The 15,699-nt window shown below is 48.5% G+C and carries 5 protein-coding genes and 1 pseudogene; 2 read left to right on the top strand and 4 right to left on the bottom strand.

Annotated features, from left to right (window positions below; translation table 11 throughout):
• Positions 1-153: 153 nt before the first annotated feature.
• Genes G464_RS0103580 through G464_RS09650 form a run of 4 tightly spaced genes read right to left on the bottom strand, consistent with a single transcriptional unit; the run spans position 154 to position 14,106 of the window.
• A complete protein-coding gene (locus G464_RS0103580; protein WP_022856768.1) occupies positions 154-9,453 on the bottom strand; it encodes a type I polyketide synthase in 9,300 nt (3,099 codons plus the stop codon).
• A 53-nt stretch (positions 9,454-9,506) separates the two neighbouring features.
• A complete protein-coding gene (locus tag G464_RS0103575) occupies positions 9,507-11,117 on the bottom strand; it encodes an acyl-CoA carboxylase subunit beta (RefSeq protein WP_022856767.1) in 1,611 nt (536 codons plus the stop codon).
• Complete coding sequence (locus G464_RS08760) at positions 11,118-13,151, bottom strand: acetyl/propionyl/methylcrotonyl-CoA carboxylase subunit alpha (RefSeq protein ID WP_022856766.1); 2,034 nt, start codon at positions 13,149-13,151, stop codon at positions 11,118-11,120.
• A 22-nt stretch (positions 13,152-13,173) separates the two neighbouring features.
• A complete protein-coding gene (locus G464_RS09650) occupies positions 13,174-14,106 on the bottom strand; it encodes a biotin--[acetyl-CoA-carboxylase] ligase (RefSeq protein ID WP_143739568.1) in 933 nt (310 codons plus the stop codon).
• Positions 14,107-14,368: 262 nt separating this feature from the next.
• Here G464_RS09650 and G464_RS0103560 point away from each other — a divergent pair, with 262 nt between their 5' ends.
• Both G464_RS0103560 and G464_RS08750 read left to right on the top strand, forming a co-directional pair.
• Positions 14,369-14,965: a biotin transporter BioY gene (locus G464_RS0103560; RefSeq protein ID WP_022856764.1), complete on the top strand. Its 597-nt coding sequence runs from the start codon at positions 14,369-14,371 to the stop codon at positions 14,963-14,965.
• Between the two features lie 87 nt (positions 14,966-15,052).
• Positions 15,053-15,699 (top strand): annotated as a pseudogene (locus G464_RS08750) (hypothetical protein); the annotation flags it as partial.

Genomic DNA, 15,699 nt, shown 5'->3' with positions numbered 1-15,699 from the left:
TTTCTTAATGTAATTTCATTCTTACTGTGCAATAAACATCATATAAAAACAATGTTGTAAGAAAAGATAACAACTTTTTCACATAAACACGATATACATGTGGGGTCTAACCAGATTCTGATTAGACCCCACACGCAACTAATTTAAATCATTTTACTTCTCGAAGTAACCACTCTGGCTCAAACGAGCCTGAGGATCGAGCAACATAGCCTTCTCTACCTCGTGCGCGTTGTATCCGCGCTTATCGTCGTGGTAGCGACGGTTATCGATCTGCTCGAACAGGCTTGCCTGACCGCGCATAGCCTTCTCCAAGTGCTGATGACCAGCAGCCAAACGAGCGTTCGCACGGCTCTTCCACCGCTCTACTGTGTCCTCGCCTGCAGTGTTGCGCACTGCTGCTTCGAAAGCACCCGGATGAACAACAGCAACAAAACCAGACACGTGGCCGAAGCCCAAGGACGTAACCAAACCAGCCTTAATATCGTGCTCATGACCGATATGCAGTGGCTTGGTGAACCACACCATGTAATCATCGCGTTCGAGACCAGAATCAACCACGTCCAAGGATGCGTTCGCAGGAATAATACCTGTGCGGAACACGTCGGTTAAGCCGTGCATCTGGAAGATAGCTGCACCACCCTTAGCGTGACCAGTCAGACTCTTCTGCGAAATTACATACAGAGGGTTGCCCTCGCTACGGCCAATGGCATGAGCCACAGTGTTGTGCAGTTCAGACTCGTTTGGATCGTTGGCGTTGGTGGAAGTATCGTGCTTAGACACCACGGCGATGTCGTCTGCAGACACACCCAACTGAGCCAAGTCGCGTACGAGCTGAGAATGCTCGCCACCCTGAGCTGCCGCCAAAGCACCCAAACCTGGAGCTGGAATCGAGGTGTGAGCACCGTCTGCGAAGGAGCGAACGTAAGCAATCACACCAGCAACTGGCAGGCCGAGCTTCAACGCGATGTCACCGCGAGTCATCAAAACGGTACCACCACCCTGTGCTTCCACGAAGCCGCCGCGGCGACGATCGTTTGCACGGGAGAAGAAGCGAGCTTCAATACCCTTGTCGTACATCTCCTGCGAGTTTGCTGTAGCGTTCATGTAGCCGAAGCCGTTCACAGACTCGGTACCAATATCGTCGATAGCGCCTGCAACAACGAAGTCAGCCTTGCCCAGCTTAATCTTGTCGAAGCCTTCTTCGACAGATACTGCTGCGGTTGCGCATGCAGATACTGGCTGAATCATGTTGCCGTAACCGCCAATGTAGGACTGCATCACATGAGCGGCAACCACATTTGGCAAAGCTTCCTGCAGAATATCGCTTGGATAATCCTTGTTCAGGTAGCGATCCAAGTAGAGCTTACGCATAGAAGACATGCCACCGAAGCCTGTGCCCTGCGTGCTGGCCACCTGCGATGGGTGAATCGACTGCAAAATCTCTGCCGGTGTGAAGCCTGCAGAAATAAAGGCATCTACAGCTGTCACAATATTCCACAGTGCAATCTGATCCACATCTCCCACCATGGAGCTTGGAATACCCCAACGAGTTGGATCGAAGCCTTCTGGGAACTGACCACCTACTGTGCGTGTCATGGTTGTGCGGCGTGGAACGTGAACGGAAGCACCTTGTATGCGGGTAACAATCCACTCGCCATTTTCTTCATCAAACACAATGCTGGTATGTGTTTCGTCTGCATCCACATATTCACGCGCAGTCTTCTCATCAGCCACAGCGAAACTAATGTCGTGGTCGAGGAAGACTTCAGCAGCATCTTCATTCGTTCCGTGAGCAAAATCATTGCCCATACCGTCATCGAATGGTCGAATACCGCTTCGAGCCACAACCTCGTCATGGAAGCGTTCGTAAATATCTCCTTCTGGAACAATATTGCCGTCCACATCGTACCAGCCTGGTTCTGGAGCGTCTGCCCAAGAAATCAAGCCCATATTCCATGCTAATTCAAGAACACCAGTGGAATTCAAATCAACAGAACCATCGGAGTGAATACCCAATTCAGCTTGAACACGGGTGCGGCCAAAGCCCCAAGGACCCAACTCACCAATATTCACAATCACCACTTCATCTTCAGGGCGAGCGCTTACCTGCGTCCAATCCGAAGCGTGAGAAGCAGTCTGAGTTGGAATTTCTGGCGTTGGCAGAGCCTTAATCACAGTACCTTGTGCGCTCTGCGCAGTCTCAGGAGCAGCGTCTTGAGCAGCACGAGCCATAGCTTCTTCGCGCAGTTCAGTAATATTGAGTGGCTCATTACCTAAGCCACCGGTCAAGTCCACGCTCAGTGGAGACTGAGCTGCCAAACGACGTGCTTCTGGAGTGGACAGATTGATAAGTTCTTCTGCCATCTCAGCTGTGGTGTAGGTACGTACTCCGCGTGATTCAACAACTTCTACGAGTGGATCATTTCCACCCATAAGACCAGTTCCACGAACCCAACCAATACGAGGATGAGCAAAGGTTACGTGCTGTGACCAATCAGTTTCTGCATGTGCACGCGTTACGATGGCGTCGAAAGCAGACTTCACTTCACCATATGCACCGTCACCGCCGAAAATACCGCGGTTTGGAGAACCTGGCAAAACAACGTGCAAACGATGAGCCACATTTGTTTCGGTGCCCAGTGGAGCAAATCCTGCAATAGCACGCTCCACACCCCACAGCATCAGACGAGCTTGAGATTCGAAGAGCTCACCCGAATCAGCCAACGTACCGTGTACTGGAGGAGCTGCGAATGGGAAGAACAATGTTGGGCTCAACGCTGGTTTCACCACAGTTGTAGTTGCGCCATGTGTTTCCTTCTGCTCAGTGCCCACCCACTGTACAAGAGCATCCACATCGCGGAAGCTCGACAAGTTTGCTGGTACGAGCCACAGTTGTGCGCCAGCAACTGCATGCGTACGATATACGTCCTTCGCCCACTGCTTAACGTTTGGCTTAAAGCTGTAGCTGGTTGCAATAACTGTTGCACCACCTGCGAGCAGAGCTGCCACTACTTCACCTGCAATTGAGTGAGCGGACACGCCCGTTACTACTGCTACATCCGATGCAAACTGAGCATGTGCAGCATCCGGAGCCGAGCTAGCACGCTGAGCAATCTGCATGAATGCGTCTGCCAGCTGACCGTTGCCATCTGCTTGAGCACGCTGAGCATACCATGCTGCTTGAGCAGCAAGAGCAGAACCTGCACCTTCGAATGCATGAGAAGCATACGACATATCTGCCTGAGCATACATATGTGCCAAATCTTCGCGAGCGCTTGCCCAGCGGTCATCAATCAACATAGCTTTACGAGCGTCAAAGCGAGGCTCTACCTGCTTTACCCAGTTACGACCCAGCTCAGTTTCTACTGCTTCAATAACAGCAGCGTTTTCATCGCTGTGAGGTGCAGCTGGCTCGGGGGTAGCGCCAATCTGCTGCAAAACAAAGCGAGCAGTTTGAGCCAAAACGCCGTTCTCGCCGGTCAGTTTGTCAGCAAACTCGTTCAAAGCAGCAGAATCAACTACTGCTCCAGCAGAACCTGCTCCTGCGCTAGCCATTGCTACTGTTACGCCTCGAGAGGCTGCTACTTCTTGTACAGCAGCGTCAATCAGAGCGTCTGCTCCGGCTGCATTAGAAACAGCTTCGGTTGGTAAGCTAGCCAAATCACCGCCGCGAGAGCTAGAACCTTCGCGCGTATTTAGCACGATATCTGCTGTAACGGCAGATACCCAGCCATCGCCTAAGCCCCATGCTCCGTTAACGCGCTTAGCAATCTGTGTTGGTTTTACGCCTGCAGCGCCGAACAGTGCGTGCAAACGTTCACGCACAGCATCGCTCAAAACTGGGCCGAAAGCCTTATAGTGAGGAGCTGCTGCATTAACAATACCGTACAGCGAGCCGACGGTTGCTTCTGCCGCGCCTTCTACGCTGGCTACAGACAGTTCGGAGCTAATATCCATAAGCAGCTGATTGCGCTTGGATGATACACCGTTCGTTAAGCTGTCGGTTGTATCTGTGTCTCCAATTTGTTCTGGACGCAGTTTCGCACTGTATGCGAGCAGCGTAGCGATAGCATCAGATGCTGTGAAAGTAATATCTTCTGCAGGTGCGGCTCCCACAGCAGCTACAGGCGCGGAAGGAGCAGAAGCAGGAGTAGGAGCTTCCTCTACTGGAGCAGCTGAAACAGCATCTTCCTCAACAGGCGCAGCGCTCTTAATAAGGGAGTCAGCGTCGTTATCAGTCAGATATACGCGAGCTTCATCGCGGCCTACGTTATATACGGTTGTTTGTAAGTGAGCAAACTGAGGCAGCTTCAAAGTGCGCGCACCCATATTCGCCAAAGTTGGAGCGTTACCCAAGCCAACTTCAACATAATTGTCTACTCCCAAACCGCCAAGCTCACGAGGAGTAAAGAGCAAAGCCTGAGTTTCAATCCAACGCACAGGAGAAGCAAACTGCCAGCTGAGCAGCTCAGTTAAGAGCAAACGTCCGAGCTTTTGATCATCAGCAGCATACTCGTTCCACACAGCATCATCATCGAGAGCAGCCTGCAAACGCTCAGAAGGCACAACCTCAAGAATTGAACGAGCGAAGTCCTTCGTCATCTCGAATGGACGAGCTACAAGGTTAGGAATATAGCGGCCTTCCAAAATGGAGTAGTTAATGTGTGCTGGCAGCAGAGCATCTAGCTTATCGCGGAACTCTGGCACGCCTGAACGTAACTTTGAGGAATGGAATGGCACATCAATTCCTGGAACGTACATGAATGGACGCTTACCACCTGCAGCCTGAGCACGAGCTGAAGCATCGCGGTTGAGGTATTCCAAACCGGCGATAGTTCCAGCAATAGCGTACTGGGATCCAGCCAGATTGTAGTTCACAATCTCCAAGAATTCACCAGACTCCTTTGCCACACCCGCAATGTAATCCTTCACCGTCGCATCGGTAACGCCGAATTGGTTTGGTCGCAACGCTCCCATGCGATAGTTGGAACGACCCTTCGCATCACGTTCAATGAGGTGATGCATAGTCGAACCGCGATGGAAGACGAGTTCTACCACAGTTTCCAAAGGAATAATCTGGGCAAAAGCACCCAAAGCATTGTATTCACCTAAGGAGTGTCCAGCGAAGTATGCAGGCTCAAAGGTTACTCCTGCTTCGCGCATGCGAGCGCTCTGAGCAAAAGCTACAGTAGCCAAAGCCACCTGCGTAAACTGCGTCAAGTTGAGCAAACCTTCAGGATGACGATATGTTACGCCCTTTGCCGTCAATTCGGTTGGGTTATCGCGTACCACAGCCAAAATGGAGAATCCAAGCTTGTCGCGCGTTACTTTATCTGCACGTTCCCACACATCGCGAGCTGCTGGTGAGGATGCACGCTCATCAAGCACCATGCCTTGGCTTTGCACACCCTGGCCAGGATACACATATGCGCTTTCTGGAGTGCGCACAATAGCCGTTCCCACAGAAACAATTTCTTTGTTCACACGGCTGGTTACTTCGAGAACTAAGCCACCGCGACGCACCTTGCCCACGCGCTCAATAGAAATTTCTACTTCATCATTGAGCTGTACCATGCCATACATGGTGTAGGTCCAGCCTTCAATCTCCCAATGAGCACCCTTGCTGTCAGTGCTTTGCACAGCATGCTGAGCTGTTGCAGACAACCACATGCCGTGAACAAGCGGAGCAGTCAAACCACTCACACGAGCACCTCGCACGGATGTGTGAATTGGGTTAAAGTCACCAGAAGTGCGAGCAAAAGCGGTCATATCGTCTGGAGCTGTTACGTTCACGCGACGCAATAGGCGGCGAGGAGTTTCTTCTACCTCTCCTTCTACCCCACCATAAGCTGGCACGGTTACAGGCAAAGCGCTGGAGTATGCGCGTCCGCGAATTGCAAAACGCTCAACTTCGTCTGCCAGCACTATTCCTTCTTCTGTGGTGTGCTGCACGTGAATGGTCACCACACGTCCAGATGCCGATTCAGCGTATTGTTCTGCCCAACTGGTCAAGTGAATAGTTTCACCGGTATGAGAAAGCAGTTCGCTTTCACTTACGCGCAATGTCATCATATGATCCAAATGAACTGCATTGAGCAGACCTTCAATAATTGGCATTGTGCCAATATATACGGAGCCAAGAGCAGCATAAATTGCTGGCCATGCTGGACCAACCAGAGCATCTGGAGCAATAACGCTGGTGACGAGGTCACTTGGCAAAGCACCACCTGTGGCTGCTTGATGGTCGAAACCAAGATTTTCGCTCAGAGTGTAGGAGCTGTGAGCTGTTCCAAATGGACGCTGAGCCTTCTGTTCTTCACTCGATGGCACAATCTGAGGCATTGCTTCGAGCTTATCGCCTGTAATAGCAGTATTTCCAATACCTGCAGTGGCTGCAAGCATAGTGTAAACATGCTGAGATAAACGCTCACCATCCACAATTGGCATACGTCCAGGCTGCGATGGGTTCACATTCAAAGGCACCACAATATCGCGCACTGCATGCTTGCTCAATCCGCCATCTGGATCGTTATCCCAGAAAGTATCGAGATGAATATCTAAGTCAAACTGGAGCCAACCGTCTTTCTTGCCTACTGGCTTAATCTCGTAGTAACCATCGCTTTCCACAGACTGGTAGGCAGGGTTATCCATCACATGACCTACCCACGAGATGGTTGGAGCTTGGCGAATAAAGTCTTCTGGGCTATCAGAATCAGCCAATCCTGAGTAGGCGTTGCGCACATCATCCGTCTTTTCAGCGGCAACACGGTTAATGCATGCGTTTTCAAAGCGAGCCAAAATATCAGCAATTGGTTCATCTTTAGTGGTAATACCTGCCACAGAAACTGGTCCAGGAATAATACGCACAGAATCAGCGCTGTATCGAGCGTCTTCTGACTGCCACAGCTGATCTTGACCCCACCAGCGCAATAAATCACCATCAATAACTGGAACGAATGGCATTGGCTTTGGATATTCACGGCACAAGCGTGGAAGCCATGCAGCATCAGTAGCGCTAACCTTCATATCTGCTGCCTGTGGGTATGCTTCTACCAAGCGCTCAATAGCTGCAGCTGGTTCGCGCACATCATCTACGCCAGCAAAAATAGACTCAAACTCACCATGATCCATATCAATAGTTCGTGCCTCTACGCGCTGGAGTAAATGCAAGAAACGATCCACATAGGTTGAGTCTGCCCATGGGTAGCTCAAGTCAGCAAAACGCTGCACCATCTCAAGGTAGGTCATCTCCTCTACCTCACCAAAGAATGGCTTAGACGTTTTATTAATAGCCTCAATAATCTCGTCACGGCGCATTACAAGCTCTTCAGGGTTCTTATCAACGTGTGCAATCAAACGTCCTGCTTGAGCAGAAGAGTTTTCAATCTCATAAATATCTGCATGCAAATGAGACAGACCAGAAGCAACTCCACCCACATGTCCGCCTGCTGGAACCCAACTTTCTCCGCGAGGAGCGAAAGGATCATCGTTCTTCTCAAACTCGGTAATACCAGGAGTTTGAACAAGGAAATCCTTCACCTGTGGGCTGGTATGTGCTTCCTTCGCTGTCATAGCAGCAGTGCCAACAAGCACACCGTCTACTGGCATTGATGGCATATCGTATGCATGAGACCAGCTACCCGAAATATAATCTGCAGCACGCTCAGGTGTGCCAATACCGCCACCCACAATAAGCACAATATTGTTATTTTCGCGCACACGAGCATAGGTGTTGAGCAGCAAATCATCCAAGCTTTCCCATGAATGATGGCCGCCTGCAATACCGCCTTCAACCTCCATAAGAATCTTGGTTTCTGGAACAGCCTGAGCAATGCGAATAACCTGCTTAATCTGGCCCACAGTTCCTGGCTTAAAGCCCACATATGGGAAGCCATCAGCCTGCAGGTTGTGGATTAAGTCAACGGCTTCCTCAAATTCAGGAATGCCTGCAGAAATAATCACACCATCAATAGGAGCGCCAGAAGCACGCTTCTTCGACACAATACGTTGAGAACCAAACTGCAGTCCCCACAAATAACGATCCATAAACATGGTGTTAAATTCAATTGTGCGACCTTCTTCGAGAAGCTGCTCTAAATCAGCCATATGAGCGTCGAACACAGCTTCAGTTACCTGACCGCCGCCAGCCATTTCTGCCCAGTAACCAGCATTTGCTGCGGCTGCAACCAGTTCAGCATCTACTGTGGTTGGCGTCATACCTGCCAACAAAATAGGAGCGCGACCTGTTAAGCGAGTAAAGGATGTTACCACCTGCTTACCGCGACCGGTTTCAATAACTTCTGGTGCAAAATCAGCCCAATTGGTAGTGCGCTCATACTCAGTGCCCTCAGTAATAAGAGCTACTCGATCTTCTGCTGTAGCAGCGCTAATCACGCCAGCACCAGTACCATCAATAAGAGCAGTAGTCAGCTTACCAATAGTAGAGCCAGGACCCATATCAACGAGCCATAACTGAGCAGCATCCACGCCTTCAGAGCGCACAATAGAGTCAATATCTGCAGCCCAATCAACTGGATCTACTAATACTTGCTGAGCCAAAGTGCGAGCGCTGTTCACATCCAAACCACACGCCTGTGCCCAAGTTACGACCTGCTCAACAGCATCAGCCATTAATGGGCTATGGAATGGAACAGATACTTCCAAATATTCCATCTGAGGATTGAAAACGCTACCGCCGCGCACTTTAGCCGAGCGCAAAGCGTCCTGATGATTATGTTCACGCTGTACTTGTTCGAAAACGGTCTGCAAATCGCTTGGATATCCAGACAATACCCAGTGGCTAGCAGAGTTCTTCACGGCCACAGACAATGGACCGCGAGCATTCTTTACGCGAGCAATCAGCGCGTCAATCTGTTCACGGGTAGCGCCCTTCACAGAAAGCATTTCAGTGGCTTCGCTGGCACTGTTCATATGAGCGTCACGAGCTGTACGTGCAGCTGCTAAACCAATCAAACGCGCAATAGCAAGCAAAGCAGCCAGTTTCTCGTCTGCCTCGTCTTGGCTCAGCGTTCCTGCTTGAGCGGCAGCAAGTACGCGCACAAGCTCCACAGCAATAACACCCTGAGAATGACCCTGAACAGAAACAAGCGTTTTTGAGTTGAGATTAATACCCAAATCCATCATATCGAGCACAACACCAAGTTGAGAGGCAGCAATACCTGGCACAGAAACCTGAGCTTGAGCTGCTACTCCGAGTACAGGAGAGGAGCTTGCATAACTGAGCACATCAATACGACGACCTGCAATAGCGAGCGCGTCTGCTGCTACTGGGCTGATTAGCGTTTGAGAAGCGTCAACCACGCGCGCAACACGTTCAAAGATATGAGCGTTCTGAGATAAATCATGTAAAGCTGTGATCCATGGTGTAGATTGTCCGCCAAAGAGCAGAGCAAAAGCTTCTGTTTCTACACGCTTCATCCATGATTGAGACATTATTATTCCTTTGTTTCTATCTTTTTCGAGTTATGAAAGTCTGTAAATTTTGTTTAGAGAGGCTGATTACCATGACGGCGATGATGAGGACGTTCTGTTTTTTTATCAGACAGGAGAACGAGAGATTTTTCAATCATGTCTCGGGTTTGAGCAGGATCAATCATGGCGTCTATCTCCCCTTTTTCGAGCGATAGATTTGCGTTGACTGTGCTGTCCTCGTACTGCGCAACCAGTTGAGCACGCAGAGCGTCTACATCGTCCCCGTTATCGCGCGCTTTACGCAGCTCTTTACGGTGAATAATATTGACTGCTCCTCGAGCGCCGAGCACAGCAATTTGCGAGTTTGGCCATGCAAAATTGAAATCTGCACCCATTGATTTCGAACCCATCACAATATACGCGCCACCAAATGCTTTACGCATAATAATGGTAATCAAAGGCACTTGTGCATTCGCGTAGGCGTAAATAACTTTAGCTCCACGGCGAATAATTCCAGCATGTTCTTGATCGCTTCCTGGCTTATAGCCTGGCACATCGACCAAAGTGATAACTGGCAAGTTAAATGCATCGCATAAGCGCACAAAGCGAGCTAATTTTTCTGAAGAATCAACGTCTAAAATGCCCGCGCGCACTGCTGGCTGATTAGCCACAATACCTACACTTTGTCCTTTAATACAGGCGAAACCAACGACTACTGACGGAGCGAATAGTTCGTGCACTTCAAGGAACTCACCATAATCAACGAGGCAGTGAATAACATCAACCACATCATAAGGTTGACGATCATTATCTGGCACAATTGTGCCGATACGTTTAGCTGCATCATCTTCTGCATGACCGTTAGAATACGGGTACACAGGAGGTTTTTCATCACAACTATTTGGTAAGTATGCCAAAACGGTGCGCACATAATCAATGGCATCGGCTTCATCTTCGCCTAAATAATGTGCTACGCCTGATTGCGCGTTATGCACATAACCGCCACCCAAATCATCCATAGAAATGCGCTCGCCGGTAGCTTCTTTTACAACTTCTGGACCGGTAACGAACATATATGAGTTTTCTTTGGTCATCACAATCATGTCGGTTAATGCAGGGCAATACACAGCCCCACCCGCACATGGCCCCAAAATCAGCGAAATCTGAGGTATATACCCCGAAGCCTCACACGTCTTTTTGAAAATGCGGCCATACTGGGTAAGCGCAGTTACGCCTTCCTGAATTCGAGCTCCACCCGAATCAATCAAAGCAATAACAGGAACCTTCATATCCATAGCCATATCCAGCAGGTGGCAGATTTTCTCACCCTCAGCCTCACCCATGGTGCCGCCGCGCACAGAGAAATCTTGCGCATAAACTCCCACTTTACGCCCGCGAATCATGCCAAAACCAGTCACAACCGCGCTGCCGGCCACACCCTTATTAATATTGCCGCCTGCGAATCGACCAACCTCCATAAAAGTGTTGGAGTCAAACAATAAGTCGAGACGCTCGCGAGCCGTGTATTTTCCTTTAGGATGCTGACGTGCGCGCGCATGGTCTTCGCTATCGTATGCCAATTGTGCTGCACGGCGAATTTCCGTGCGCAATGGCTGATGCGAATCTCCGGCAATAATCGATGACGATGCCCATGCCAAGGAATCTAAGCTTGCAGAATTAACCATTTACTTCTCCTCCTTGTTTGCCGATTTGTCGCTTGCGCCTGAGATCGCTACTGAGCTTGCGCCTGAGACTGCGACTGAGCTTGCACCTAAGTTCGCGCCTTCTCCAACCGCACCATCTTTGCTCTTCTCATTGTCGCCAGACTCTGCACTCTTGTTCGCAGCATTCATATCGACCTTGAGCAAAGATTCTCCCGCGTCAACGCCATCTGCTGGCCCCACGTAGATTTCTGAAATTGTGCCGGCGATAGGAGAGTACACGTAGTTTTCCATCTTCATAGATTCGAGAACCACAAGCAAATCGCCCTTAGCTACTTGCTGGCTCACAGCCACATTCACACGTGTGACCACAGCCTGCATAGGTGCTTTAATTTCACCATTAGAACCAACTAAGCTACCGTGAGTATTCTCACTACTCGATGCCGTGATGTTCAAACCAGCACCACGCAAAGGCTGTGTCTTGCGGTTTGCAATAGGCCTATGCGATGTCGATACAGCAGCAATCACATAATCTGGTACGGAAATCTTCATGCGACGGTCATCTACTTCCACCACAAAGGTGGTGTTATGCACATCGCGAGAACTTCCAATCTGGGAATTTGCACGCATAGAACCAAGTTCGCTTGGCTCCACAGAATTGACCGAACGGTCAAGCACACTATATGGCTGACCTGCACGTGTAGCCTTGGCGTGCTCATTCATAAAGGTGTTTTCCAACCACTTGGTGGTCACATTAAACTGCGCGGAGCGTCCTTTAGCCGTAAAATCATCATGCGCAAAAATCTCGTCATACAAAGCAATCGGAGTTGGCACGCCTTCTAACTCAAACTCAGAAATCGCACGATGCACACGAGCAATAGCCATATCGCGCGTTGCTGCCGTCACAATAATCTTGCCCATCATGGAATCATATTTTGGAGAAATAGTATCTCCCTGAGCCACACCAAAATCAACGCGAATACCAGGACCTAAAGGCAGCGCAATCTTCTCAATAACTCCCGAACCTGGAGTTAAGTTTTTCTCAGGGTCTTCGCTGGTAATACGCAATTCAAAGCTATGTCCGCGCATTTTATCTGGAACAGTTAAAGAACCGCCAGATGCAATCGTCAGCTGCTCACGAACCAAATCAATACCGCATACTTCTTCCGAAACGGTATGTTCCACTTGCAAACGAGGGTTTACTTCCAAGAAGTACACGTCATCATGAGGGGTAACCATAAACTCACAGGTTCCTAAACCCTCGTAACCAGCAGTGTCGAACAAACGTTGCGAAAAAACGCGCAGTTTTTCTTCTACTACATCGCTCAAAAACGGTGCAGGAGCTTCTTCAATCAACTTTTGATTGCGGCGCTGAACCGAGCAGTCACGTGTAGAATACACAGTAAAAGTGCCGAAAGAATCACGTCCGCACTGTGTTTCCACGTGTCGAGCTTCGCTAACGAACTTCTCAATAAAATACTTATCGAGGTCGCCGCCTTGCAAAGAGTCATGACTCATAAAGAAGGTACGCAAATCGTCTTCTGTGCGCACCACAGTAATACCGCGGCCGCCACCGCCATCAGCACGTTTCATCATTGCTGGGTAACCATGCTCATTGCAGAAAGAAATCAGCGTATGCACATCGCTTACAGGATCAGAAATTCCAGGAACAGGAGTTACCTGCGCACGTTCAGCAAAACGGCGAGCAATAATTTTGTCTCCCAAATCGTCAAGAACTTCTGGACGAGGTCCCACCCACACAATGTCTGCGTCCAATACTTTCTGAGCAAAAGTAGAGTTTTCCGACAAAAATCCATATCCAGGATGAATTGCGTCCGCGCCACTGCGCTCACATATGTCCACAATTCGATCCATATTCAAATATGTTTCGTTATATGTATCGCCAGGCAAGTGGAAAGCTTCATCTGCACGGTCCACGTAAGGAGCGTTGCGATCTTGATCAGAATAGATTGCCACAGTGGCAATACCCATTTCGCGCGCCGTACGAATAACGCGCAGGGCAATTTCACCGCGATTAGCAATTAAGAGTTTTTTCATTATGTCCTCTTATTTCCTTTTTCTACTCGTTCTGATTGATGGACAGTGTAGGATTCTCGCCTGAAGCAAGACGCGCATGGAGCACATCGCCTACGTGAATAAAAACTGAGTGTGGATTATCTCCGATTGAATTGGCCGCATAATTCTTTTGAATATCGCCATGAGCAGCAGACACGGGAAGAACTTCCAAAGCACCATCGGCAGCAATATCAATTGCCTGAGCCTCATACTGACTACCATCTACAGACTGCACAATAATATGGCGGCCTATAGTTGCACTGTATTCTTTAGCTAGCTCATGCATTGCAGCAGCATCATACTGAGCTAAATGATTATTGAGATAATACGCAATGCGTTCTATTAATGCGCGCGTCAAGGAATCATCACAGACGATGTCTTTACTCGCCCACTGTGCCAAAGATGTTGCAACATAAGGAACATCGCTGTGAGCATCCAGATTAGGAGTGGATTGAAGATTAATTCCTATACCCACAACAACATGCACAAGCTCAGCCTGCTCATCGACGATACTTTCGCACAAAATACCGCCTAGTTTTTTATCAGTGATATAAAGGTCATTAGGCCATTTCAATTGAACCTGCACACCGCTGAGTTCGCGAAGAGCTTCCAATGCGCCTATTCCTGCAACCGTAGACAACCATGCGCCATGCTGATCGTAGAAATTGCGAGACATCACACAGATATAACTGGCATACAGTCCTTGATTGCGCTTACTTACCCAGTTTCTTCCCATACGACCACGCCCACGAGTTTGCTCGTTCGCGCTGATTATCGTATGTATTTCTGGCTTCTCGCCCGCACTGCTCAGATACAATGCATCTGCTTTGCGCAGGTAGCGTAAAGCCGCTAGATTCGTAGAATCTATGGTTTGGTAGTGTTGCCACTGTTTGACCGATGAAACAGTAACCGCACTCATGTGTTCACATAAGTCCACATAGTCTCCTTCACAACTTTATATAAAACTACCAATAAAAACTGAATTATCCTATGGATAAAATCACAAAATTTCATGCGCGTGTTTTGTAGATTATATACAAATACATTTTTTCTCTTCACCTCTTATACATAAATAGAATAGATAATATCGGCTTATTTCCAGCATTTTCCACGTTTCGACTTGCAATTCGTCTTTAATGTTTTGTAGTATGTCTCTAAGTCATTCACCTATGACTTTCCCCTCGTCTTAAGGATAAAAATTGTTCACTTCCTCAAATTTATATGCTTTCGTTACAAAGGCTTTTAAGAACTTCTCTGTTACCAAGTATGCTTTGTTTACTCTTCTCTTTATTGCTGCAGGCTTGGCTGGCAAGGTATCTATTCCGGGCACACAGGTTGGCATTACTATGCAGACCTTCGTTCTCATGCTTGTGGCACTGAATCTTTCTCAGGTAGAAGCTGTGAGCGTTGTTGCCTCATATATTACTGTAGGCGCTTTGGGAGCCCCTGTTTTCTCTGGCGGTATGAGCACTGCTGCTTTGCTTGGACCAAGCAGTGGCTTTATCTGGGGATTCCTGCCAGCTGTTGTTATTTCTCACGCTCTGATTAGCGCAATCCGCTCGCTAATCTCTTCTTCTGTTCTACGCACTCTCGGATATTTTGCTGCTTTAATTATTGGCTGCATGATTTTCCTCTACAGCGTTGGCGTTTCTGTGCAGTCCGTGGTTACCGGCATGTCGTGGACAGCTTTGATGACCGCTTCTCTCGGCTTTGTTACTTTCGATATTATTAAAGCTGTGATTGCTATTGTTGTTACCTTGGGCATCGGTTTTATCAGTTCTGCTCGTAAGCATTAATAACACTGTGTTTTTTCTTATAGAATGGTAAGCGTGCGTTCTTATAGCGCACGCTTACCACAACAAGGCAGAATGGAGCATATCTTTATGACTGGTTCACCTCAGTTCGATACTCTCGATGCACAAACGCGCGAAGCCGTTGAGTTTATTGTTATTAGCTGCCTTGACGTATGTTATGCTCAGACAGATTGGTACAGAAATCTAGGAGCAAAAGAAGCAGAATATTTACGCATTATTCTGCTCACTGCTGTTACTGATTACGTAGAATACACGCGCACCCATGCTTTAGATAAAACTCATCACGAACATATTTCTGCCGATAATTTATTTAACTTAGCTCCGCTCGAAACTACCTTCGAGATTACTTTAGAAAACGTGATTGATGCTATTCGCATTGTTGTAGATATTATCGAAGATCATATTGAATTATTTGCTCCTGCAGGCCAGGAAGCAGCATATGTGCGAGCAGCTATGTATTTTTCGCGCGAAGCAGCCTTTTCTGCAGCACGTATTTACGGACGAGTTGCAGCTACACGAAGTATTTGGGATACACGCGATGAAGCATTTATTATTGAGTCCCTACTCAATCAGGACTACTCCCCTTCTCTTCAATCACGTATAGCCAATTTTAAATGGCAACCAGCTGAACGTTTCTTTGGAGTGGTGGGTAATTTTGATACCTCGAACAGTTTACATTCCAGTTTTATTCAAGCTGATTTTCGTAATGCTATTTT

The organism is Alloscardovia omnicolens DSM 21503, from assembly GCF_000420505.1.
GTDB classification, from domain to species: domain Bacteria; phylum Actinomycetota; class Actinomycetes; order Actinomycetales; family Bifidobacteriaceae; genus Alloscardovia; species Alloscardovia omnicolens.
The sequence above is the reverse complement of the archived record's forward strand: the minus strand, read 5'-3'. Positions and strand labels throughout refer to the sequence as shown.